Source organism: Lyngbya sp. PCC 8106, from assembly GCF_000169095.1.
GTDB lineage: Bacteria > Cyanobacteriota > Cyanobacteriia > Cyanobacteriales > Microcoleaceae > Capilliphycus.
Window position 1 is genome coordinate 62,451 of record NZ_AAVU01000011.1, and the last position, 24,638, is coordinate 87,088.

Genomic DNA, 24,638 nt, shown 5'->3' on the forward strand with positions numbered 1-24,638 from the left:
GCTGCATAGTCTGAAACTATAGAGTTGTTGGTTTTATTTTTGATGATGCCGTTAAGAAGATTTTAGGAGAAATTGTTGGATATTTATCGTTCTGGGATTAGACCAATTTTATTTTCTGGGTTGAACGTTGATCCAGAGTGGGCGCATCATCAAACATTGCACCTGTTGAGTTGGCTTGATCGCACTTCGACTCAGCCTCCTTCTCGTTGGATTGAGTCAAAAATTCGGTCTTCTTTTTGTCAGTCGGATCACCGTCTCACCCAAACATTATGGGGTTTACCGTTTAATAATCCCCTGGGTTTAGCAGCAGGATTTGATAAAGATGGAGTGGCGGTAGGAATTTGGGGAAGTTTGGGTTTTGGTTTTGCTGAGTTGGGAACGGTTACTTTTCATCCTCAACCGGGTAATCCCCAACCGCGATTATTTCGTCTGCTGTCAGATGAAGCGGTTTTAAACCGTATGGGGTTTAATAATCAAGGGGCAAAAGCCCTCGCCACTCGGTTACAAAGTCGTGAGACTTGTCAATCTTTATCGATTCCCATTGGGATTAATTTAGGTAAATCCAAAGTCACTCCTTTAGAAGATGCTTCTAATGACTATTTGGGAAGTTTTCGAGATTTGAAAGCGTGCGGTGACTACTTTGTGGTCAATGTCTCCTCTCCCAATACGCCAGGATTGCGATCGCTACAAGATGCTGAACAACTTAGCAAGATTTTACACAGTTTGCAACAGGAAAATCAAGCTAAAAAACCATTATTAGTAAAAATTGCGCCAGATTTAGAAGATGAGGCAATTTATGATATTCTGGAACTGGCAAAAACTTATCAGTTAGCGGGAATTATTGCAACCAATACCACGATTTCTCGGGAGGGTTTAAGGACTCAAACCATTGCCAAAACTGGAAAATCTCCGACGGAAGAAGCGGGGGGAATTAGTGGCAAACCCCTACAAAAACGGTCTACAGAAGTGATTCGTTTGATTTGGGAAAAAACACAAGGACAGTTACCGATTATTGGGGTTGGGGGTGTGTTTACGGCAGATGATGCTTGGGAAAAAATTACAGCAGGTGCGAGTTTAATTCAAGTTTATACGGGTTGGGTTTATGAAGGGCCGGGAATGATTCGGAATATTTTAACGGGATTATTACAAAAGTTAGAAGAACAGGGACTAGAATCGATTTCGCAAGCGGTGGGTTTACAACACAAAGATTATTGATTAAAAGGCTAAAATCCATAAACCTGTGAGCATAAATAAAACAATATTAATCCAAGGAATAAAACTAATATAAATGGCGGGCTTGATGACTCTGATTTTATACAAACTCCACGCTAAAGCAATACAAACTGCTGCTATAATCGGGAAAGTTGCCATTGAATAAAATAAAGTTTTTGTGAGAATAAAACTCAAACCTGTCTCGATATTCATCTCTAACAAGTCTTCAGGTTCGGAGTCTAAATCAAACCCTAATGTAAAAATAGCTCCCATTAAAGCCGGATAGAGAGCCGCTAAATACACTCCCGCATTGGTAATGATCACTGCTTTGGGTCTAAACATAAAAGATGCAACCGATGACAAGCTTAATCATTAGATTAATGTATCATCAAGGGGGTAATTGTTGAAAACAAGCATCTCTAGATAGAGTTTGCAAAAGTCCCAATGAGATAATTGTTTGACTGTTCCCGGGTACTCTTAATTCCAAAATTGCTCAGAATTGCAGTTTGAGGAGGTGTAGATCGATTTAGATCACTAAGCAGTCAGATTGAGATGAATCCAAAATCCTTTTTATCCACTTCAGGGAAATCCTAGCGGTTTTTTGCTTTTGAGACAAGACGACGCTCATTTTGGGAAATAAAGTGTTTGAAGGATGCGCGGAAAAACAATGAGTTAATATTGCTTAAACTTCTGATTAATTGGTAAATTTTTTTAACGATTTACAGAAAAAAGATTGTCACTTATAATTATAATAATCTAGGATAGTTTTCAGTGTATTGCTGACCCTAACTTTTTATCTTTGTTTACCCCCTAACAATTTTGTTATATGAAGATTAATTCAACTCAAACAGCTTATCGCTTCAAACCGGGACAGGTAATTGTGCTGAAAAATTTTCAAGATTCTGGAGTGATCGAAAATGCACCTGTCTTAAAGATTGATGATGATGTAGAGATTTTGGTGACAATTCAGTATATTATTCATACGGAAAGTCATATAGAAATTGGGTTTTTACCTGTAGAAGTTTCCTATGTTAGTAATATGGCTTATATGATTTTGAAAACTGTTTTTGTTGATTTTGAAACTGAAATTTTTACAGTAGATTGTGCCTATATTCAAGAATATATTGTAGAAAGTAAAGAAGTTGAAAGTGCGATGAAGGTTGAGGTGTTTGTGGTTGAGTAAATGATTAAATTTATTCCAATTCGCGAATAGTTTAACTTTAAAAGTAGCCCCTGCTGACAATTATCACCTCATGACTTCTGCTATAACTTCATATCAAGATATAAAATTCTATTTTTTCAGGAATCTATTCTACCAATCGTGTAATTGTCTAAAGAAGACTTTAAATAAACAAGTGAATAACGATGAAATCGCTTAAATTACTGGTTTTAGTTCTAGTGCTGTTGAGTGTGGGTTCTGCGCTCAGTTTTGCTCAATCTACCTCTAGACAACGCCTGCAAAGATCAACTTCTATTGCTCAAAATCAAAGTAATAATCAACTTTCAGGCTATTGTTTTAGTTTAGAAAATGAAACCCTATCTTCAGTGGCTCGAATTTATCTCGAAAAAGGAAATCAAGTTACAGGTCATGTAAATGCGACAATTCATAATGAAGAAGTCGGATACTATACATCTTATTTTCAAACTTTACAAGGAACAAAACAAGATCAAGAATTAAAGCTAAATATTATCACAAAAATTGAACTCGATACTCAAAAAAGTCAAGAAAATTGGCAGTTAGAGGATGATTTTCTCAATACGGGGAGAGAGGTTTATGAAAGAGTTCCTTGTTTGGTGTCTAGAATTCAATTTGCAAGAGGGGCGAGTTCGGGGACAGTAGAAAATTCAGTTATTCGAGGGAGTCGAGATATTTATTTACTCGATGCGAAACAGGGTCAAAAGATGGAAATTGATCTGAGTTCGTTAGAAAATAATGCCGTTTTTGAAGTGATGGCGTCTAATGGAGAAATACTTAACTCAGAAGAAACTCAGTCTAGCTTGATTTTACCTGCAACGGGTCGTTATGAGATTATTGTGGGGGGAACTCGGGGAAATGCAACTTATAAATTGACCGTGAAAATTAGATAAAAAAAGATAAACTTAAAAAAGACAGGTGTAAAACCCTGCCTTTTTAGACTACGATGGATACTAAATAAAAGCTTTATAAGCTCAGTAGCCCGTCTTAGTAACCGCCACCGGAACGACCGCCGCGACGACCGCCTCCTCCAAAGGAACCGCTATTTTCGCGAGGTTTGGCTTTATTAACTTTGAGATCGCGTCCCATCCATTCCGCCCCATCGAGTTCTTCAATAGCGGATGTTTCTTCGGAATCTGTATCCATTTCGACAAACGCAAAGCCGCGAGAGCGACCTGTTTCGCGATCGGTGGGGATATGAACGCGCTTAACCGAACCATAATCTGTAAACACAGACTTAAGGTCATCTTCCGTAACCTCGTAGGCAAGATTACCAATATATACAGACATATGTTACCTCCTTCAATCAAACCGTTGTAGAGATAGAATATTCGGAGGCAAGCTTGGAAAAAATGAAGCAGAACAAAACTGTCAACACTGAAAACAAAAACTGCAACCGAAACTATACTCGGATCTTATTATAGCATAAGTTTTTGACACAGTGAGGGTTTGCCAATGGGGTAGAAATTCAAGAAATGCTGACAGGAAGGTTTTTTAGGGGAATTGTTAACTTTTTTGGACGGGTTCGGGAGATGACTGGAAGATTGGGGTCAAGCAGGAGTGACGAGTCATCATCTTCAAGAATAGGTTCCCAAGGCTGAGGAATTGCTGAAAAACGTTTCGGGTTATTTTAGGGAAAGAGATTGTGTTGGATGTAATGATCTGCTTGCTTTTAACACCCTGATCGCAATTCAAAGTGAGAATGAACTCATCTCAACAGAAATTCAAATATTTTTAGTTTTTCCCCCTAACCTCCTATTTGGAGAAAGAAAGGGGGAACTGATGGTTAAATCCCTAAAAATTTGACCAAAAGCTTAGGTAATAACAGTAGGTTCTTTACGGCCTGTTATCGCCTTAATTTGAGCAATTTCATCGGCAATTGAAATTAAATCTCCTAAAGCTTCTTGGGGATCTAAACCATGTTTACTCGCATCAGATTCATAACTTTCTAAATACACCCGTAATGTTGCGCCTTTTGTTCCGGTTCCCGACAGGCGGAAAATAATCCGAGAACCATCAGTAAACCCAATCCGAACTCCTTGTTTTTTAGCTACACTACTGTCAATCGGATCGGTATAACTAAAATCGTCGGCGTATTCGACTTCATAACGCCCGAACTTTTTACCTTTCATTCCCCCCAAACCAGAACGTAAACCTTCCATTAATTTATTTGCTGGATCGGTTTCGACTTCTTCGTAGTCATGGCGAGAATAATAATTTTGGCCGTAAGTTTTCCAGTGTTCTTTAACAATATCCTCAACCGATTCTCCGCGCACAGCGAGAATATTTAACCAGAATAAAACCGCCCACAAACCATCTTTTTCGCGGATATGATTTGAACCCGTTCCAAAACTTTCCTCACCGCAAAGTGTGGCTTTTCCCGCATCTAATAAATTGCCGAAAAACTTCCAACCTGTAGGGGTTTCATAACAATCAATTCCTAATTTTGCCGCGACGCGATCAACAGCTTGAGAAGTCGGCATTGAACGGGCAACCCCGGCTAAACCGTTTTTGTAACCCGGAACTAAATGAGCATTAGCCGTTAATACCGCAATACTATCACTGGGAGTGACAAAAAAGTTCCGACCTAAAATCATATTGCGATCGCCATCGCCATCGGAAGCCGCCCCAAAATCTGGTGCATTTTCACCAAACAAAACTTCAACTAAATCGTGGGCATAAACTAAGTTTGGATCGGGATGACCACCGCCAAAATCTTCTAAAGGTTCTCCGTTTTGAACTGTTCCCTCTGGCGCACCTAAATATTTCTCAAAAATGGCTTTTGCATAGGGTCCAGTAACAGCATGGAGCGAGTCCATACACATTCTAAAATTGCCAGAAGTCAGCAGTTGGCGAATTTTTTCAAAATCAAATAAAGACTCCATTAATTCCCGGTAAGGAACCACAGAATCCATGACTTCAACCGCCATGCTACCCAGTTTAAAACTACCTGGAGTTTCTAGGTTAATATCGGCTGCTTCTAGTAATTTATAAGCGTCAATAACTTTGGTGCGTTCGTAAATTGCCTCGGTGACTTTTTCCGGTGCCGGCCCGCCATTGCTGGTATTAAATTTAACGCCAAAATCGCCATTAGGGCCACCCGGGTTGTGACTGGCTGAGAGAATAATCCCGCCCAAAGCGTTATGTTTACGAATAATACAAGAAGCAGCCGGAGTTGAGAGGATACCGCCACAGCCGACTAACACTTGTCCAACACCGTTTGCAGCAGCCATTTTCAGAATAATTTGAATGGCTTGACGGTTGTAGTAGCGACCATCTCCCCCAACGACCAGCGTTTGACCCTCAAGGCTTTCTTGCGTGTCGAAGATAGATTGAATAAAGTTTTCTAGATAATGGGGTTTTTGAAAATCAGGAACCGATTTGCGTAGCCCAGAGGTTCCAGGCTTTTGATCCGAAAAGGGCTGAGTTGAAACCGTGCGTATATTCATACCAATTTTACAGCAGGAACTTCTGCCCACATTGTATCGGCAATCATCCCCTTTCCTTCAACTTTTCTATCTGGGGAGGGATAGGCAGATCAGAGGTAGATGGGTCTGTAACCGAAACCTGTCTTCATACATTTGCATAGAACGATAGCTGAAAGAAGACACGGTTTAGATTTTCCCGTCAAAAACTCACTCTAAAAACACCAACTTTTTTGACAAAAACTCCCCTAATATAAACTTGAATCACTGGATTTGTAAAGGCTTTGTAAAGATATAGTGCAAATACGATGGGGGTATTGTACAAATTAAGGACAAGTTGTTAATATAAAATCCACTTGATGTATAGTATTTTGTACGTCAAAAATCAAACAGGGATAAATAAGCTGCTTTACTGCTATAAGAATATTCTGATAAAACCTTATAAACTTACTTTTTTTTGCATCTATGAATGTTCCTAGCCCAACGGCTACGCCAGCCTTGGAAATCATGCCATCGCCTGACTTGGCAGTTTGGTTGACTAAACAAAATTTGAGTCTGGCTTTCACGACCTATCAAACAAATCGCCTCTTTTTCATCAGCAGTCAGACCAACGGACGCCTCAAATTCCACGAACGGCTATTCGACAAGCCGATGGGACTTTATGCCACGGGCGATCGCCTGTACATGAGTACCCGTTACCAACTCTGGCAGTTTGATAACCTTTTGGAGGCAGGAGAAAAGTATGGGGAATGCGATCGCCTCTATGTCCCTCGGACTTCCTACATCACAGGGGATTTGAATGTCCATGATTTGGTGTTGGATGATTCACAAAACTTGATTTTTGTCAACACCGATTTTAGTTGTTTGGCGACCCTAAGTCCAGACTATAGTTTTGTTCCCCTGTGGCAACCGCCCTTTATTAGCAAACTTGTCCCTGAAGATAGGTGTCACCTCAACGGTTTGGCTATGGTGGAGGGCAAACCAGCTTATATGACGGCTTGTAGTGCAACGGATACGGCGGCGGGCTGGCGTAACTGTCGCTCGGATGGGGGAGTGGTTATCGATGTGCAGAACAACGAAATTATCACTACAGGTTTATCGATGCCCCATTCTCCTCGGTGGTATCAGGGGAAACTGTGGTTGCTGAATTCGGGAACCGGAGAACTGGGATATCTTGAGGGCGGTAAATTTGTACCCATTACCTTCTGTCCGGGATTTGTGCGGGGGTTAGCATTTTGGGGAGACTTGGCTGTGGTGGGGTTGTCCAAACTGCGTTCCAATAGTTTTACCGGATTAGCCCTAGAAAAACGCCTCAAGGCTGAGGGAAATACGGCTCACTGTGGCTTAATGGTGATTGACTTAAATAATGGGAAAGTCGTTCACTGGCTACACATTGGCTCAACTGTTGAGGAACTGTTCGATATTGTAATTTTGCCTGGGGTTCGGCAACCGGAAGCTTTGGGTTTACAGGGAGATGAAATTCAACGACTGGTGACATTTCCTGAAAGTAAGGGAATTATTACCACAAAACCGACAGTTAAACGTCCGAGTATCGGTAAATCGGCCCCCATTGCCGGATTACCTCAACAAGTGCAAGGGGAACGGGAAAAACTTTCGGTCAAATATCAGCGAGTTTATCACCTCAATACCAGTAATGCTTTAACTTACGATGCACTGACTTATCCCAGTTTGCAACAACGCTGGGAGACCCAACCCCCCAAAGGTGAATTATTGGGAATTTCTGCTGCGGTGGAAGGGTCAATAGTAGGGTTTGTGATTGCCGAACGGGTGAGTGTAGAAACGGCTGACATTATTTCAATGTTAGTATTACCCGAATGTCGCCGCCAGGGAATAGGGTCAAAATTACTGATTCATCTGGAAAAAGAATTAAGAGTACAGGGGTGTCAACAGTTAACCCTGACTTATGAAAGTAGCACGATGACCCGCCTGGCTTTAGAACCCTTACTGCAAAAGCTAAAGTGGCAACCCCCTCAAATTAACGGAGAGTTCCGCCAGAGGAATAAATGGATAAAACCGCCTAATGGTGAGATGTTGGTTTCAGATCAACCTACTGTTCGATATCAAGCTCTCCAGAATTTAACCGTTGAACAGTCTTTGTCTTACAACCATTTGAGTTTTCCAAAAATTCAAAAGCGGTGGAGTCGTCAACAACCGAAAGGGCAGTTAGTGGGGATACTTGCCGAATTAGCAGGGGAAAAAGTGGGGTTAGTGTTGGCGGAGATATTTTCAACCCAACCCCAGACACAACCAGAAGTTGAAGTGTTTTCTCTGTTTGTTTTACCAGATTATCGCCATCAGGGAATTGGCACAGGTTTAATCAAAACTCTGGAAATGGGTTTAACCGCTTTAGGTTGTGGGCAAATGAAGCTGGTTTATAAATCTACTGACATCACAAATTTAGCCTTAGAACCTTTATTGAAACGTCAAAACTGGCAGACACAAGTCAACTTTTTATTGGGGAAAACCACCACCGAGAAAGTATCTCAAGCACCTTGGTTAACGAAGTATCCCCTACCGAACAAATTTACCGTTTTTCCTTGGAGTGAATTAACAGATGCAGACCAAAAACAGCTTGAAAATTTGGACTATCCAACCTCCTTGAGTCCCTTTAGCAAGACTCCGGCTGAACCCTTGAACAGCTTGGGGTTGCGCTATGAGACTCAATTAGTGGGTTGGATGGTAACTCACCGAGTCGCTAGTGATGCGATTCGTTATTCGACGATGTTTGTGGACAAACGGTTTCAACGGTTAGGACGGGGGATTTCTTTGTTATCCCAGTCTATCCTGCGTCAAGTGGACAGTACAGTTCCTTACTGTTTGTTCGCAGTGCAACAGGAAAATCCGGCGATGCTGGAGTTTGTACATAAACATTTAGAACCCTATCTGATGGAAGTGACTCATTCTTATATTGCTTTTAAGCAATTGGGTTCCAATACTGCTTAGTTAAAGTTTTGTTCGCGTAGCGTGCCGTAGGCAATCCCCCCAACCCCCCTTAAAAAGGGGGGCTAAGAATGGCTCTATTTCCCACTTTTTAAGGGGGACTAAGAATGGCTCTATTTCCCCCTTTTTAAGGGGGACTAAGGGGGATCTCCAATGTTCGTTAACCGAGCAGTATTGAATTGGGTGGTTAGTCACTCTGTCATTTAAAACTTGAAAACACTGAAACTTTATCAAATTAGAGGAATTAATTGATTATGCCACCATCAGAAAGCAATGATCCCAATTTCATCGCCCCAGTTACCAACCCCTTCGGACTGACGAAGGTGGGGAATAATGTTACACCCACCTTTGCCGATATTGATAATGATGGGGACTTGGATGCTTTTATCGGGAATAGTGCTGGCAATACCCTGTTCTTCCGCAACACCGGAACTGCAGCTGCACCCACCTTTACCCTAGAAGCCACCAACCCCTTCGGACTGACTGATGTGGGTTTTTCTGCTGTCCCCACTTTTGCCGATATTGATAATGATGGGGACTTGGATGCTTTTGTCGGTAATACCACTGGCAATACCCTGTTTTTCCGCAAAACGGGAACTGCGACTGCACCCACCTTTACCCTAGAAGCCACCAACCCCTTCGGACTGACGAATGCGGGTTCGTTTGCTGCACCCACCTTTGCCGATATTGATGGGGATGGGGACTTGGATGCTTTTGTCAGTGAACGTAATGGCAATACCCTGTTTTTCCGCAACACCGGAACTGCGGCTGCACCCACCTTTACCCAAGAAGCCACCAACCCCTTCGGACTGACAGATGTGGGGTCGTTTGTTAAACCCACCTTTGCCGATATTGATAATGATGGGGACTTGGATGCTTTTGTCGGTGGAAAAAATGGTAATACCCTGTTCTACCGCAACACGGGAACTGATACTGCTCCCACCTTTACCCAAGAAGCCACCAACCCCTTCGGACTGACGGATGTGGGGGATTTTGCTGCCCCCACCTTTACCGATATAGATGGGGATGGGGACTTAGATGCTTTTGTCGGTAATAGTAATGGCAATACCCTGTTCTTTGAGAATGCTCCTGTTGTTGTTAATACTGCGCCCGTTGCCGTTGATGATGGATTCCTGAGCGAAACCAACTTTAACGAACAAACTGGAACCAACAACCCCTTCAATGGCATTGATGTGGGTTATTCTAGTAGTCCCACCTTTGCTGATGTGGATGGAGATGGAGACCTTGATGCTGTTGTTGGGGGAGCTTTCGGCAATCTCAATTATTTTAAGAATACAGGCAGTACCACGGCTCCTATTTATGTACAACAAACAGGAACCAACAACCCCTTTGATGGCATTGTGGGTTCTCGTAAAACTCCCACCTTGGCTGATGTGGATGGAGATGGAGACCTTGATGCTGTTGTTGGGGATCGTTTCGGCAATCTCCAATATTTTAAGAATACAGGCAGTACCACGGCTCCTATTTATGTACAACAAACAGGAACCAACAACCCCTTTGATGGCATTGCTGTGGGTTCTTTTATCTCTCCCACCTTTGCTGATGTGGATGGAGATGGAGACCTTGATGCTCTTGTTGGCGATCGTTTCGGCAATCTCAATTATTTTGAGAATACAGGCACTACCACGGCTCCTATTTATGTAGAACAAACAGGAACCAACAACCCCTTTGATGGCATTGATGTGGGTTCTTTTAGCTCTCCCACCTTCGCTGATGTGGATGGAGATGGAGACCTTGATGCTCTTGTTGGGGAATTTAACGGCAATCTCAATTATTTTGAGAATACAGGCAGTACCACGGCTCCTAGTTATGTAGAACAAACAGGAACCAACAACCCCTTTGATGGCATTGATGTGGGTTCTATTAGCACTCCCACCTTTGCTGATGTGGATGGAGATGGAGACCTTGATGCTCTTGTTGGGGAACGTTACGGCAATCTCAATTATTTTGAGAATGATACCGTTGTCACCGCAGACCCCGCTTTCACCACTGATGAAGACACAAGTTTCACCACTGGCAATGTTCTCAATAACGACACCGACGCAGATGGGGATACTCTCACAGTTGATAGCATAGACACCACTGGCACTCTCGGTACTGTAACCAATAACGGTGATGGAACCTTCAGCTACGACCCCAACGGTCAATTTGAATCTCTCAATGATGGGGAAACAGCGACTGATACCTTTGCCTACACCATTTCTGATGGCAATGGTGGTACAGATACCGCAACTGTTACGGTTACTATTGATGGCGTAAACGATAATACCGCTCCCACAGGTTCACCTACTGCAACTTTAAGCAACACTGCTGAAGATACAGCTATTATCATTACTGCTGCTGACTTATTAACAGGTTTCAGCGATGTAGATGGTGATACCCTGTCTGTTGTTAACTTGACTGCTGATAACGGCACTTTAGTAGATAACGGCGATGGAACTTACACCTTCACTCCTGATGCTGACTTTAATGGTGCAGTTAATCTTGCCTACGATGTTACTGATGGAACAGCTTCCTTAACCGGACAAACTCAGACTTTCTCTGTGACTGCTGTTAATGATGCTCCTGTTGGTTCACCTACTGCAACTTTAGGCGATACTGCTGAAGATACTGCTATTACTATTACTGCTGCTGACTTATTAACAGGTTTCAGCGATGTAGATGGTGATACCCTGTCTGTTGCTAACTTGACTGCTGATAACGGCACTTTAGTAGATAACGGTGATGGAACTTATACCTTCACTCCTGATGCTGACTTTAATGGTGCAGTTAATCTTGACTACGATGTTACTGATGGAACAGATACCTTAACCGGACAAACTCAGACTTTCTCCGTTACTGCTGTTAATGATGCTCCTGTTGCAGTTGATGACAGTGTAACTACTGATGAAGACACTGCTACCACAGGCAACATCCTCACCAACGATAATGACGCTGAAAATGACACCTTAACTGTGACTGAAGTTAATGGTCAAGCTGCGGATGTCGGTACTCAAGTTACTCTGGGTTCTGGTGCATTATTAACTCTCAATGCTGATGGTTCCTACAATTACGACCCCAACGGTCAATTTGAAGCCCTCAATGATGGGGAGACCGATACTGACAGCTTTACCTACACCACTGCTGATGGCAATGGTGGTACAGATACGGCAACTGTTAATGTTACTATTGATGGCGTTACCGATAATACCCCTCCAGAAGCAGAGGATGACACCGCCAGTGCAGCTAAGAATACAGCTCAGACCATACCTGCTGCTGACTTACTCGCCAATGACACCGATGTTGATGGTGACATCCTCACGGTGACTGCTGTAAGCAACCCCATTAACGGTGCTGTTACTCTTAATGGGAACGGAGATGTGGTCTTTACTCCTGTTACAGGCTTTAGTGGTAATGCCACTTTTGATTACACCGTTTCTGACGGCATCGCCACAGATATTGGTAGTGTGACTGTAGCAGTGGGTAATAACTTCTTTGGAGGCAATGGCAAAGATACTCTGACTGGCACTGCGGGTAATGATTTTATGTCTGGTGGTAATGGTTCAGATGAACTCTATGGCGGTGCGGGTGATGATACCCTCGGTGGTAATGGTAACGATACCAATGGCCGAGATCTCCTCGATGGAGGCCTCGGTAACGACCTGTTAACGGGTGGTAACGGACCGGATGTTTTTGTCTTGGCTGCGGGTAACGGTACCGATACGATTACTGATTTTGAAAATCCTGATGATATTGGGTTAGCAGGTGGCTTGAGTTTCAGTGATTTGAGCTTCTCTGGTAATAACATCATCCTAACTTCGACTTCGGAAGTGTTAGCGACGTTAGTGGGTGTCGATACAACCACTTTAACTTCTAGCGATTTTATGACTGTTTAAGTTGAGTGGGAATTTTCATTCCCCTTTAAGTAGGCAGGGTCATTTCGTGAGAGTTTAGAGATTAAGCTCAATTGACAGGGGAGAGAGTTAATGATCTCTCTTCTGTCATTGTCTGAAATATCCCTTTTTATTTTCGATAATGTGACGTTTCAACATTAAGAAAAATCTAATTAAACCTCAGAAACTTACTTTTTTTAGCATCTATGAATGTTCCTAGCCCAACGGCTACGCCAGCGTTTGAAATCACTGCATCGCGTCAATTTACCCCTTGGTTATAGCGCTACTTGAATCGGGAACAGGGAACAGCGCTTGCCTTGCGGCGGGCGCGGTTTCCGGCGAGACTTAGTTTGCAATCTTAGGGAACAGGGAACAGCAGACTATGAAAGCGGTGTGACCCTGCGGCTTTGTAAGCCGCCAAGGAATGCACACGCCTGAGAGGGTTTCAGAATTTAGAAATGTCCTAACCAATTTGCATAGAACTATAGCTGAAAGAAGACACGGTTTTGATTTTCCTGTCAATAACTCACTCTACAAACACCAACTTTTTTAAAAAATTACCCCTAATATAAACTTGAACCACTGGAATTGTAAAGGCTTTGTAAAGACTCAGTACAAATACGATGGGGTTATTGTATAACTTAATTTCAGGCTGTTAATATAAATTTTTATTGATGTATAGTATTTTGTACGTCAAAAATCAAACAGGGGGAAATAAGCAGCTTTACTGCTACAAGAATATTCTGATTAAACCTCAGAAACTTACCTTTTTTAGCATCTATGAATGTTCCTAGTCCAACGGCTACGCCAGCCTTTGAAATCACTGCATCGCGTCAATTTACCCCTTGGTTAGCTGAACAACATCTTAGTCTCGTCTTCACCACCTATCAAGCGGGAAAAATCTTTTTCATCGGCTTAAACCCAACCACTGGGCAGTTTTCCGTTTTCCAACGCACCTTTGAACGCTGTATGGGGCTGTGCGTGAACGGAAACAGTCTCTATATGAGTAGCCTCTATCAACTGTGGCGGTTTGAAAATAGCCTCGAACCGGGACAAGTCTATGATGGCTACGATGGGTTGTACGTGCCGCAAATGAGCTACATTACCGGAGATTTGGATATCCACGATGTTGCGGTTGCGAGTTCTCCGGTGACGTCACAGAACAATCAACCCATCTTTATTAATACTCTGTTTAGTTGTCTAGCCACCGTCAGTTTTACCCACAGCTTTGTCCCCCTGTGGCAACCCCCGTTTATTTCCAAACTGGCTGCCGAAGATCGTTGTCATCTCAACGGTTTGGCGATGGTCGAGGGAAAACCCAAATACGTCACTAGCGTTAGTCAGTCCGATGTGGCAGATGGTTGGCGGGACAAACGACACAATGGCGGATGCGTGATGGACATTGACAATAACGAAATTATTGTCAGTGGGTTAAGTATGCCCCATTCCCCCCGATGGCATCAAGACAAATTGTGGTTACTCAACTCAGGAACCGGAGAATTTGGCACCGTTGACCTAAAAACCGGAACCTTTGAACCCGTTGCCTTTTGTCCCGGTTACGGACGAGGACTGGCAATGAACGGTAACTATGCTATCGTGGGACTCTCTAAACCCAGACACAACAAAACCTTTCAGGGGTTAAACCTAGACGAAAAATTAAACCAAAAACAAGCCGAACCCCGCTGTGGGTTAGCAATTATCGACCTCAGAAGCGGAGATGTGGTTCACAGCTTACGCATCGAAGGCATCATCGAAGAACTCTACGATGTGGCCATCATCCCGGAAATGCGGCGACCAATGGCAATCGGACTCAAAAGCGACGAAATCCGACGCATGGTGTCGATAGGCATCAGGGAATCGTCACCAGACAGGTGAGGGAATGATTTAAACCCTCAAGACCAACAGACCAAAAAAGAGACGTTCCTGTAAAACGTCTCCAGCAAAAAACTTAACAAGGTTAATACAATTATGACAAGCTCAATCAACTTATCCGACCTCAATGGTAGCAACGGCTTTGTGATTAATGGCATTGATATCTATGACTTTTCAGGCGGCTCAGTCAGCAGTGCGGGGGATGTCAACGGTGATGGCTTTGATGATGTGATTATTGGGTCATCCAGTGCCGACCCCAATGGCAATAGCCGCGCCGGAGAAAGCTATGTGGTGTTTGGTAGCAGCGTTGGCTTTAGCCCCAGTTTAGAGCTATCAAGCCTCAATGGCAGCAACGGTTTTGTGATTAATGGCATTGATGCCGATGACCTTTCAGGCGGCTCAGTCAGCAGTGCGGGGGATGTCAACGGCGATGGCTTTGATGATGTGATTATTGGGGCATCTGAGGCCTCCCTCAATGGCAATCGTTATGTCGGAGAAAGCTATGTGGTGTTTGGTAGTAGCGGTGGGTTTAGCTCCAGTTTAGACCTCTCGGGTCTCAATGGCAGTAACGGCTTTGTGATTAATGGCATTGATGAGTTTGACTATTCAGGCCGAAGTGTCAGCAGTGCGGGGGATGTCAACGGCGATGGCTTTGATGATCTGATTATTGGGGCATCCTATGCCGACCCCAATGGCAATAGTTTTGCCGGAGAAAGCTATGTGGTGTTTGGTAGCGACAGTGGGTTTAGCTCCAGTTTAGAGCTATCCACACTCGATGGCAGCAACGGCTTTGTGATTAATGGCATTGATGAGTTTGACAATTCAGGCCGCTGGGTCAGCAGTGCGGGGGATGTCAACGGCGATGGCTTTGATGATCTGATTATTGGGGCAAACGGTGCCGACCCCAATGGCAATAGCAGTGCAGGAGAAAGCTATGTGGTGTTTGGTAGCGACAGTGGGTTTAGCCCTTTAGAGCTATCAAGCCTCAATGGCAGCAACGGTTTTGTGATTAATGGCATTGATGCCGATGACCAATCAGGCTTCTCAGTCAGCAGTGCGGGGGATGTCAACGGCGATGGCTTTGATGATCTGATTATTGGGTCAAGAAATGCCGACTCCAATGGCAATAGCAACGCCGGAGAAAGCTATGTGGTGTTTGGTAGCGACAGTGGGTTTAGCTCCAGTTTAGAGTTATCAAGCCTCGATGGCAGCAACGGCTTTGTGATTAATGGCATTGATAGCTATGACCGTTCAGGCCTCTCAGTCAGCAGTGCGGGGGATGTCAACGGCGATGGCTTTGATGATCTGATTATTGGGGCTTCCAGTGCCGACCCCAATGGCAATAGCAACGCCGGAGAAAGCTATGTGGTGTTTGGTAGTAGCGGTGGGTTTAGCCCTAGTTTAGAGTTATCCACACTCGATGGCAGCAACGGTTTTGTGATTAATGGCATTGATGGCAGTGACCGTTCAGGCGGCTCAGTCAGCAGTGCGGGGGATGTCAACGGCGATGGCTTTGATGATCTGATTATAGGGGCATACGGTGCCGACCCCAATGGCCAGAGTTTTGCAGGAGAAAGCTATGTGGTATTTGGTTTCAGTACACCCACAAATACTCCCCCGGTTGCAGTTGATGACAGTGTGAGTGCAGACGAAGATACAGCCACCTCTGGAAACGTTCTGGTCAACGACTCCGACAGCGATGGCGACCCCTTAATCGTCACAGAAATTAACGGCAATACTGCGGATGTCGGTACTCAAGTTACACTGGCTTCGGGCGCCTTGTTAACGGTTAATGCTGACGGCACGTTCGACTACGATCCCAACGGTCAATTTGAATCTCTCAACGATGGGGAAACAGATACCGATAGTTTCACCTATACTGTTACCGATGGAACGGATAGCAGTAGCGCTACCGCCACCGTTACTATTGATGGTGTTACCGATAATACCGCTCCTGTTGGTTCACCCACTGCAACTTTAAGCAACACTGCTGAAGATACAGCTATTATCATTACTGCTGCTGACTTGTTAACAGGTTTCAGCGATGTAGATGGTGATACCCTGTCTGTTGTTAACTTGACTGCTGATAACGGCACTTTAGTAGATAACGGTGATGGAACTTATACCTTCACTCCTGATGCTGACTTTAATGGTGCAGTTAATCTTGACTACGATGTCACTGATGGAACAGCTTCCTTAACTGGACAAACTCAGACTTTCTCTGTGACTGCTGTTAACGATGCTCCTGTTGGTTCACCTACTGCAACTTTAGGCGATACTGCTGAAGATACTGCTATTACTATTACTGCTGCTGACTTGTTAACAGGTTTCAGTGATGTAGATGGTGATACCCTGTCTGTTGCTAACTTGACTGCTGATAACGGCACTTTAGTTGATAACGGCGATGGAACTTATACCTTCACCCCTGATGCTGACTTCAATGGTGCAGTTAATCTTGACTACGATGTTACTGATGGAACAGATACCTTAACTGGACAAACTCAGACTTTCTCCGTTACTGCTGTTAATGATGCTCCTGTTGCAGTTGATGACAGTGTAACTACTGATGAAGACACTGCTACCACAGGCAACATCCTCACCAACGATAATGACGCTGAAAATGACACCTTAACTGTGACTGAAGTTAATGGTCAAGCTGCGGATGTCGGTACTCAAGTTACTCTGGGTTCTGGTGCATTATTAACTCTCAATGCCGATGGTTCCTACAATTACGACCCCAACGGTCAATTTGAAGTCCTCAATGATGGTGACACAGATACTGACAGCTTTACCTACACCACTGATGATGGCAATGGTGGCACAGATACGGCAACTGTTACGGTTACTATTGATGGCGTTACCGATAATACCCCTCCTGTAGCAGTGGATGACACCGCCAGTGCAGCTAAGAATACAGCTCAGACCATACCTGCTGCTGACTTACTCGCCAATGACACTGATGCAGATGGAGATATCCTCACGGTGACTGCTGTGAGCAACCCCATTAACGGTGCTGTTGCTCTCAATACTAATGGTGATGTGGTCTTTACTCCTGCCACAGGCTTTAGTGGTAATGCCACTTTTGATTACACCGTTTCTGACGGCATCGCCACAGATATTGGTAGTGTGACAGTAGCAGTGGGCAATAACTTCTTTGGTGGCAATGGCAAAGATACTCTGACTGGCACTGCTGGTAATGATTTAATGTCTGGTGGGAATGGTGCAGACGAACTCTATGGCAGTGATGGTGATGATACCCTCGGGGGTAACGGTAACGATAGCAACGGCCCAGATATCCTCGATGGAGGCCTCGGTAACGACCTGTTAACGGGTGGTAACGGACCGGATGTTTTTGTCTTGGCTGCGGGTAACGGGACTGATACGATTACTGATTTTGCGAATCCTGATGATATTGGGTTAGCAGGTGGCTTGAGTTTCAGTGATTTGAGCTTCTCTGGTAATAACATCATCCTAACTTCGACTTCGGAAGTGTTAGCGACGTTGGTGGGTGTCGATACAACCACTTTAACTTCTAGCGATTTTATGACTGTTTAAGTTGAGTGGGAATTTTCATCCAAAAAAAGAACGGGTAATTTCGTTAGGGTTTAGAGATTAAGCTCAATTGATAGGGGAGAGAGGTAACTATCTCTCTTCTTTGACACTCCCACGCCGTAAACGGCGGGGATTCTTGGTTCAGCGAGTCCATTTAATACAGATAGGCTGCCCTATCTGCACCAGAGATGAATTCTCCCCAAGCGTTTTGCTCCATTTCAGAAACCTGTTTGGGTATGCCCTACCCTACAGTTCAAAACCTAAAATCTTGGTTTCTCTGTACTTGTTGCGTTGCGCGCTAATAAGCGTACAAGCTTTCCTGTACGGAACCCCATAACTTCAGTGCGTCAAGGTGCGTTGCCTTTCGGTGACTGGGTTTTTAGTGTGGTTGATTACCCTTTCCACAAAAGAAAGTTTAACATAAAGCCGTCCTAAAGGACGGGGCTTGTATCCCAATTTTTTCGGTCATTGTCTGAAATATCCCTCTTTTATTGTTTCATGTTGCGTTTTAATTGTTCTAATTCGTCTTCGGTTTCCCAACGTTTAAATTCTTGTTCTAACGGGTCTGCTGCGGCACTAAAACTGTTATAATTAGGAGTCTGATTCCAGGCTTTTGTTTCCCACTGTTGTTGCTGTTGAGTGGTTTTGGTTTGGGTGCGGGCTTTAACGGCTTCTGCGGCTTTGGTACTGACTTCCTGACGACGCTGTTTAATTTGCTGATAAAGTTCTTTAGATTGTTCGATGCGTTGTTTGGTGCCTTGCATTTGTCCCCATCGTTGATTTCCCTGACGCAATAATACTGCTTCTCGTTCTCGGGCGGCTTGGGCGAGATCTTCTCGTTTGGCGGCTTCGGCTTTGGCTACTCGTTCATGCCAACGTTGAATGTCTTGAGCTATTTTAAGAATTTCGTCTTGTAAACTTTTTTCCTGACGTTGGAGATCGGCAATTAAACGCAATGTATCTTCTTGTTGTTCACGAAGTTGTTCTTCTAAAGCTTGCAATTCTAGATGAGGATTTGCCCGTAAAAATTCCTCTAATCTTGTTTCTAAAAAGCGACTAAAATCATCAAATAAACCCATAACTTTAATTCAAATTTCTACTTTTAAATATAGCGCTAATGTTGGGTTTCGTTCCTCAACCCAACAAAGCTGTTTCTAACCCCCCGTCGATCCCCCCGGCTTCGCCACCCCCCTTTCAAAGGGGGGCAGGGGGGATCAATAGTATAACCCTTAATTGTTTATTGTATTCGATAGTGAAGCAGCGTTAAAACTGCTGTCCGACGTAGATGGTGAGAACTTCCCCATTGCGACGAATTACCGCTTCTTGGTTAACGACTTCTACCAACGTCCACCCACTGGCGGCAATACTTTCTCCGACATACACCCGACGGGCGACGCCATTGACTTCAAACAAAGCTGCCGAGCGATCGCCCAGTTCCAGAATTCCCACTAATGTATGAATTGATCCCTGAGTTGGGTTTGTGGTTGCGGCAGCAGCTTCACTGGGTTGTTGTTCTGCCGCAGGTGCAGGTTCAGATGCAGGTTCAGATGCAGGGGCTGTTGCGGGGGCTGTTGCTGGAGTGGGGATAGACACAGAAGCCGTTGCTGGTTGTCGTTGAGGTTCCGGTTGAGGTTCCGGTGCAGCTTGTTGAGTTGCTTGGGGTTCGGGTTGGGTTTCGGTTTCTTGGGTTTGAGCCGTTTGAGTCGCGGGTGTAGAAACTGTCCCCGAAGTTTGTCCGCCTGGAGTGGGAGTGGGGATTTGGGCTTGGGGTTGGGCTTGCTGTTGGGCTTGCTGTTGGGCTTGTTGTTGTAACGTCTGCATCACCTGGTTTGATAGTCTCGCCGTGCGATCAGAAGCGTCTTGAATGGAGTCAGCCATTCGGTTAATTGCGGCGATCAAGTTGTTGGTTTCAGCCCCCAAAGGACTGGTGTTGGGATTGGGAACTGTGCTGGGAACCGGAATAGACTGTAAGTTCTCAACCGGAGGCGTACCGGGAAAGGGCGGTAACAGAGGAATGGTTTGGGGGATGTCTTGTTCTATCGTGGCGAGAGAGCGTTCAATATAGTTCCCAAATTTTATATCGGCTTGGGTTTTGGCGGTTAACGGTTTGTCTGCTGGAACTGCCACCGGCGCCGCCGCGAATAAACGACTAAAGCCGCCGCGAGTTGCCACCCATAGCGATAACGTTACGAGCAAAGATGCAAAAGCGGTTCCCAGTAAAATCCGATCAAAAGATTGGTCTTTTCCTGCACTGGCGTCCCGCAGTTTGACATCAGTATCAATCGCCCCATCTTCCCCATCCCGACGTACCAGGGGCGGCAGAATAATTTGAGGAACTTTGATTGATTTGAGGGAGATGAACTCCGGTTCTACCGGATCTTTCGGCAGTTTCGCGCCACCGTCGATCACTCGTTCGACATCCTCAAAGATATCGTCCATCAGCTTATCGGCATAGATCTCGACGGATGCTGGATCTTTGAGAAGTTGTTCGTCTGACAGTGCGGGCATGGTCTGATTCATCGTTTTTGTTTCTTGAGGCATCACTCTGCACTCCCCCTCTCGCTCGTTTAACTCGGTTGATCAAAATTGTGAAGTACCTATCGCCAACGATGCACGCTTATGGCGTAGGCTTCCTGTTTCATTGACAATTGCCTCTACCAGAAATAGGTTCCAGCTTTGGTCTTACATCGTCTCCGGAGGTTTTGAAGAATGCGTTTGCATCGCACTTACTCCCGTGGTATAACAATCTACCACCCAGGCTATCCCCCTCCTCCCGAGGGTTCAAAAATTCAAGTAGGAAAGCAGATTTGGGCTTTGTTTTTTGAGACCAGTGATCTTGCTTTCTTCCCGATCTCCGCTCTTTCTTCGGCAAGGCTTGAAACCTACTTCTGTTGTGTATAGCCTGTATGTTCCGAGTCGGTCGGTGGGTCAAAGACCACTTCTATTGTATCATTTTTAGTCGCGATTCATCCCGTCGCCAACGTGTTAATTATGGCGGGGGTCTTCTCGCAAGATTTCAGATAAATGAGTTGCTGTTTATTCTACTATGAAATCCCTAAACCGGGCTGATTTCACAGAATTTAAAGATTGGGGTTTGTCCCCAAGTCTCCCCTGATGGGTCAATCTCCAACACTTCCAGATTAGAGTTAAATTAATTGATTCACTGTTTTTCGGTCAACTTTAGTTTGTTTTAAGACAATGATTACAATTATCAAACAATAAGTTTTTATCTTTGAGGATAGTTGTCGAAAATACTTTTTTTTGCTAATACTTATGAAAGACTGTTCATGTATTTAACCTCTAGGAAAAGTGTCAATGAATACTCAGTCCAAATCTCACGGCTGCTGTAGTGGTCATCATAATCACAGTCATAGTCACGAACACAACCATAGTCATTCCGCAACGTTTGACCTCAAAACAGAACTTTTACCCATTCTAGGTGTTGTATTTCTCTTAGGAATCGGGTTAATTTTTCAAGAACAACTTCATGCCACACCTTACTCTATTGGTGAATATCTTGTTTTTATTCCCGCTTATCTTTTGAGTGGTTGGACTGTTCTTAGTAATGCCGGAAGAAACATTTTAAAAGGTCGAATATTTGATGAAAACTTCCTGATGACAATTACAACATTGGGTGCAATTGCCATTCACGAACTCCCCGAAGCTGTGGGTGTCATGCTATTTTATCAAGTCGGAGAATTATTTCAAGACTTAGCGGTTAGTCGTTCTCGTCGTTCTATTCAATCTCTATTAGAAATTCGTCCAGATACCGCAAATTTAAAAGTTAATGATTCTATTCAACAAGTGTCTCCAGAAACCGTTAACGTTGGGGATATTATTCTTGTTAAACCGGGTGAAAAAATTCCTTTAGATGGAGAAATTTTAGAAGGAAATTCTCAAGTTAATACCTCAGCTTTAACCGGAGAACCCGTACCCAGAAAGGTTAAAGTTGGAGAAACAGTCTTAGCCGGAATGATCAATACAACCGGAGTTTTAACCCTAAAAGTGAGTAAAAACTTTGGTGAATCTTCCATTGCTAAAATTCTCAATTTAGTTGAAAATGCTAGCAGCAAAAAAGCTAAAACCGAGAAATTTATTACTAAATTTGCTCAATATTACACTCCTGTTGTTGTATTTCTTTCTCTTGCTGTTGCCCTATTACCGCCTCTATTTATTCCCGGTGCAACCTCTGAACAATGGGTTTATCGGGCTTTAGTTTTATTGGTAATTTCTTGTCCTTGTGGGTTAGTGATTAGTATTCCTCTCGGTTATTTTGGGGGAATTGGAGGGGCTGCTAAAAATGGGATTTTGGTTAAAGGGGCGACTTTTTTAGATACATTAACTGCGGTCAAAACAGTTGTCTTTGATAAAACAGGAACACTGACTCAAGGTGTGTTTAAAGTCAGTGAAATTGTTCCTAAAAACAGCTTCACTGAAACGGAATTACTCATGTTAGCCGCTCATACCGAATCTCATTCTAATCATCCAATTGCCCAATCAATTCGAGAAGCCTATGGTCAACAGATAGATGATAAAATAGTTAGCGACTATGAAGAAATAGCAGGTCATGGAATTAAAGCAAAAGTTAAAAATCAGGTTATCTTAGCCGGAAATGATCGCCTTTTGCATCGAGAAAATATTAACCATCATACTTGTGATGTCGGTGGAACAGTGGTTCATCTCGCTGTTGATGGTCAGTATGCGGGTTATATCGTGATTGCCGACCAACTCAAAGAAGACGCAGCCCAGGCAATTTTCAACCTCAAACAAATAGGCATTGAACAAACAATAATGCTCACGGGAGATAATAAAACAGTTGCTCAGGCTGTGGCTGAAAAATTAGGTTTAGATCGCTATTTAGCCGAACTTTTACCTGAAGACAAAGTAGACGCTTTTGAACAAATTCTTCATCAAACAAAAAACCAGAATAAAGTTGCTTTTGTGGGGGATGGAATTAATGATGCTCCGGTAATTGCGAGGGCAGATGTAGGCATAGCAATGGGCGGATTGGGTTCAGATGCAGCCATAGAAATAGCTGATATTGTGATTATGACCGATGCACCTTCTAAAGTGGCAGAAGCGATCAAAATTGGCAAAAAAACCCACAAAATTGTTTGGCAGAATATTTTATTTGCGTTGGGGGTGAAAGGGGTATTTATTCTATTAGGGATAGTCGGAATAGCGACATTATGGGAGGCAGTTTTTGCGGATGTGGGTGTGGCGTTATTAGCGATTTTAAATGCTAGCCGAGTGTTAAAGACTCAATCCTAAAATTAGCCGGATACAATAGGTTTGATTCCACACAATTTTCTCAAGATCAGGTTAACCTGTGGCGATGATCAGTTTGAAAGTTTAAACCTCAAGTCATTCTCACCCCCTAAAACTTGATGACTTCTCTGTATTCTTGATAAAAAATATGAATGAAGCCCATCAGAAAACGTACCCAGATGTAGAATTGACTTGGTGTTTCTAGAGTTAGTTGGCTCGACCTAAAATAGATAAATTATAGGGATGTTCACCCTGTTCGCGATCGCCAATATAAATGTTATAAGTCCCAGAAGGAGCATACCCCGAAAACAGTAAATTTCCACCTCCTCCTTCTGGTAATACACAATAGCGTCCAGCCGGCCCTTCGATCAACAACGTCGGCGCTCCGTCCGTTTGTACCTTGATGGCAACATAGGGCAAATCTTCAGCAATATCAATGATATGATTGGGAGAGGCCGCTACAAAACCACAATCTCCGCTATTGCTTTCTCCACCGGAAGTTCCCGTCGCCGTGATATTAGCCCCCGGAGAAAGGCTTTGTTGATCTGCAAGGGCGAGATGAGTAGATCCGAGATTAACAGCGACAGTCAGTGCGACAATGGCAAAATAACGTAACTTCATGTCTTCTCCTCTCAATAGCAACAACGCCTTTAGTAAAATACAAGCAGTAGGAATGTTCAGCAGGTAAGTTTGTGCGCGTCAGGTATGACAAAGGTTAAAAAGAGCGATTTTTTTAACTTTCTGTTTCAACAGTCTGTGCTTAAATCTCCTAAAATTTTCAAGTGAACCCCTGATCACTGTAACCCACTGAGATCATTCGTTACTGATCCCAATTTAGCTTGTCCGTCCATCCAAAATTTACACTTTGAACTTGAACTCTAAAACTAAATCAAGCACAATCCTATGAATTACCCACAAGACGATAATCACGTAAAGCGCAGATTAGAGGAGCTAGAAGCCGAACTCAAGCAACCTCAACCCGTGAGTCAAAAATCATCTCCGTCTGATTTCATCTCAACGGTCAAAACCTTCTATAATCAGTTTCTGGTCTGGTTTAAAGAACTCCCCAAACTCGGACAAGCCGCCATTGTTGTCGTTGGTTTGGCGATGGGGTTAACCCTACTGCGAACCCTGGCTGAATTAATTTCTTTGGCGATTAGTCTTGCAGTTGTCGGTGTAATCGTGTACATAGGATACCAAATCTTTAAATCATCCAAATTCTCGAAATAGAGATTGCGAGATCCGTTTGAAATCAACAAC

General features: G+C 43.7%; 15 protein-coding genes. 9 read left to right on the forward strand and 6 right to left on the reverse strand.

Annotated elements, in window-relative coordinates:
- The first annotated feature begins 75 nt into the window (after nucleotides 1–75).
- A complete protein-coding gene (locus tag L8106_RS09655) occupies nucleotides 76–1,215 on the forward strand; it encodes a quinone-dependent dihydroorotate dehydrogenase (protein WP_009784083.1) in 1,140 nt (379 codons plus the stop codon).
- On the opposite strand, the gene L8106_RS09660 is transcribed toward L8106_RS09655, so the two are convergent.
- Nucleotides 1,216–1,554, reverse strand: coding sequence for a hypothetical protein (locus L8106_RS09660; protein WP_009784084.1), 339 nt, complete (start codon nucleotides 1,552–1,554; stop codon nucleotides 1,216–1,218).
- 484 nt (nucleotides 1,555–2,038) lie between these two features.
- Here L8106_RS09660 and L8106_RS09665 point away from each other — a divergent pair, with 484 nt between their 5' ends.
- Both L8106_RS09665 and L8106_RS09670 read left to right on the forward strand, forming a co-directional pair.
- A complete protein-coding gene (locus L8106_RS09665; RefSeq protein ID WP_009784085.1) occupies nucleotides 2,039–2,395 on the forward strand; it encodes a hypothetical protein in 357 nt (118 codons plus the stop codon).
- A 182-nt stretch (nucleotides 2,396–2,577) separates the two neighbouring features.
- A complete protein-coding gene (locus L8106_RS09670) occupies nucleotides 2,578–3,300 on the forward strand; it encodes a hypothetical protein (RefSeq protein WP_009784086.1) in 723 nt (240 codons plus the stop codon).
- A gap of 94 nt (nucleotides 3,301–3,394) precedes the next feature.
- Here the strand turns inward: L8106_RS09670 and L8106_RS09675 are convergent, their stop codons facing one another.
- Together L8106_RS09675 and L8106_RS09685 are read right to left on the reverse strand one after the other, a co-directional pair.
- Nucleotides 3,395–3,697 (reverse strand): RNA-binding protein, encoded by a 303-nt coding sequence (locus L8106_RS09675; RefSeq protein WP_009784087.1) that lies wholly within the window; start codon nucleotides 3,695–3,697, stop codon nucleotides 3,395–3,397.
- A 524-nt stretch (nucleotides 3,698–4,221) separates the two neighbouring features.
- Nucleotides 4,222–5,856, reverse strand: a complete 1,635-nt coding sequence (locus L8106_RS09685) for an alpha-D-glucose phosphate-specific phosphoglucomutase (RefSeq protein ID WP_009784089.1) — start codon at nucleotides 5,854–5,856, stop codon at nucleotides 4,222–4,224.
- 441 nt (nucleotides 5,857–6,297) lie between these two features.
- Here L8106_RS09685 and L8106_RS32900 point away from each other — a divergent pair, with 441 nt between their 5' ends.
- The 4 genes from L8106_RS32900 to L8106_RS09705 all read left to right on the forward strand — a co-directional run bounded on the left by L8106_RS32900 (nucleotide 6,298) and on the right by L8106_RS09705 (nucleotide 18,113).
- Entirely contained in the window at nucleotides 6,298–8,796 is a 2,499-nt protein-coding gene (locus tag L8106_RS32900) for a TIGR03032 family protein (protein ID WP_198012921.1), read from the forward strand.
- A 251-nt stretch (nucleotides 8,797–9,047) separates the two neighbouring features.
- Complete coding sequence (locus tag L8106_RS09695; RefSeq protein ID WP_009784092.1) at nucleotides 9,048–12,689, forward strand: cadherin-like domain-containing protein; 3,642 nt, start codon at nucleotides 9,048–9,050, stop codon at nucleotides 12,687–12,689.
- A gap of 777 nt (nucleotides 12,690–13,466) precedes the next feature.
- A complete protein-coding gene (locus tag L8106_RS09700) occupies nucleotides 13,467–14,561 on the forward strand; it encodes a TIGR03032 family protein (protein ID WP_009784093.1) in 1,095 nt (364 codons plus the stop codon).
- A 93-nt stretch (nucleotides 14,562–14,654) separates the two neighbouring features.
- Complete coding sequence (locus L8106_RS09705; protein ID WP_009784094.1) at nucleotides 14,655–18,113, forward strand: cadherin-like domain-containing protein; 3,459 nt, start codon at nucleotides 14,655–14,657, stop codon at nucleotides 18,111–18,113.
- Nucleotides 18,114–18,598: 485 nt separating this feature from the next.
- On the opposite strand, the gene L8106_RS09710 is transcribed toward L8106_RS09705, so the two are convergent.
- Entirely contained in the window at nucleotides 18,599–19,189 is a 591-nt protein-coding gene (locus L8106_RS09710; protein ID WP_009784095.1) for a TIGR04376 family protein, read from the reverse strand.
- Nucleotides 19,190–19,373: 184 nt separating this feature from the next.
- Nucleotides 19,374–20,651: a hypothetical protein gene (locus L8106_RS09715; RefSeq protein WP_009784096.1), complete on the reverse strand. Its 1,278-nt coding sequence runs from the start codon at nucleotides 20,649–20,651 to the stop codon at nucleotides 19,374–19,376.
- Nucleotides 20,652–21,425: 774 nt separating this feature from the next.
- Between L8106_RS09715 and L8106_RS09720 the strand changes: the two genes are divergently transcribed.
- Nucleotides 21,426–23,381, forward strand: coding sequence for a heavy metal translocating P-type ATPase (locus tag L8106_RS09720; protein ID WP_009784097.1), 1,956 nt, complete (start codon nucleotides 21,426–21,428; stop codon nucleotides 23,379–23,381).
- A gap of 204 nt (nucleotides 23,382–23,585) precedes the next feature.
- On the opposite strand, the gene L8106_RS09725 is transcribed toward L8106_RS09720, so the two are convergent.
- Nucleotides 23,586–23,999: a hypothetical protein gene (locus tag L8106_RS09725; protein WP_009784098.1), complete on the reverse strand. Its 414-nt coding sequence runs from the start codon at nucleotides 23,997–23,999 to the stop codon at nucleotides 23,586–23,588.
- A gap of 282 nt (nucleotides 24,000–24,281) precedes the next feature.
- On the opposite strand from L8106_RS09725, the gene L8106_RS09730 reads away from it, so the two are divergent.
- Nucleotides 24,282–24,608, forward strand: coding sequence for a hypothetical protein (locus tag L8106_RS09730; protein WP_009784099.1), 327 nt, complete (start codon nucleotides 24,282–24,284; stop codon nucleotides 24,606–24,608).
- The last annotated feature ends 30 nt before the right edge of the window (nucleotides 24,609–24,638 follow it).

Bases quoted from the DNA above. Each gene is read 5' to 3' on its own strand.
- L8106_RS09660 (WP_009784084.1), bottom strand. From the start codon at position 1,554: ATGTTTAGACCCAAAGCAGTGATCATTACCAATGCGGGAGTGTATTTA.
- L8106_RS09665 (WP_009784085.1), top strand. From the start codon at position 2,039: ATGAAGATTAATTCAACTCAAACAGCTTATCGCTTCAAACCGGGACAG.
- L8106_RS09670 (WP_009784086.1), top strand. From the start codon at position 2,578: ATGAAATCGCTTAAATTACTGGTTTTAGTTCTAGTGCTGTTGAGTGTG.
- L8106_RS09675 (WP_009784087.1), bottom strand. From the start codon at position 3,697: ATGTCTGTATATATTGGTAATCTTGCCTACGAGGTTACGGAAGATGAC.
- L8106_RS09685 (WP_009784089.1), bottom strand. From the start codon at position 5,856: ATGAATATACGCACGGTTTCAACTCAGCCCTTTTCGGATCAAAAGCCT.
- L8106_RS32900 (WP_198012921.1), top strand. From the start codon at position 6,298: ATGAATGTTCCTAGCCCAACGGCTACGCCAGCCTTGGAAATCATGCCA.
- L8106_RS09695 (WP_009784092.1), top strand. From the start codon at position 9,048: ATGCCACCATCAGAAAGCAATGATCCCAATTTCATCGCCCCAGTTACC.
- L8106_RS09700 (WP_009784093.1), top strand. From the start codon at position 13,467: ATGAATGTTCCTAGTCCAACGGCTACGCCAGCCTTTGAAATCACTGCA.
- L8106_RS09705 (WP_009784094.1), top strand. From the start codon at position 14,655: ATGACAAGCTCAATCAACTTATCCGACCTCAATGGTAGCAACGGCTTT.
- L8106_RS09710 (WP_009784095.1), bottom strand. From the start codon at position 19,189: ATGGGTTTATTTGATGATTTTAGTCGCTTTTTAGAAACAAGATTAGAG.
- L8106_RS09715 (WP_009784096.1), bottom strand. From the start codon at position 20,651: ATGCCTCAAGAAACAAAAACGATGAATCAGACCATGCCCGCACTGTCA.
- L8106_RS09720 (WP_009784097.1), top strand. From the start codon at position 21,426: ATGAATACTCAGTCCAAATCTCACGGCTGCTGTAGTGGTCATCATAAT.
- L8106_RS09725 (WP_009784098.1), bottom strand. From the start codon at position 23,999: ATGAAGTTACGTTATTTTGCCATTGTCGCACTGACTGTCGCTGTTAAT.
- L8106_RS09730 (WP_009784099.1), top strand. From the start codon at position 24,282: ATGAATTACCCACAAGACGATAATCACGTAAAGCGCAGATTAGAGGAG.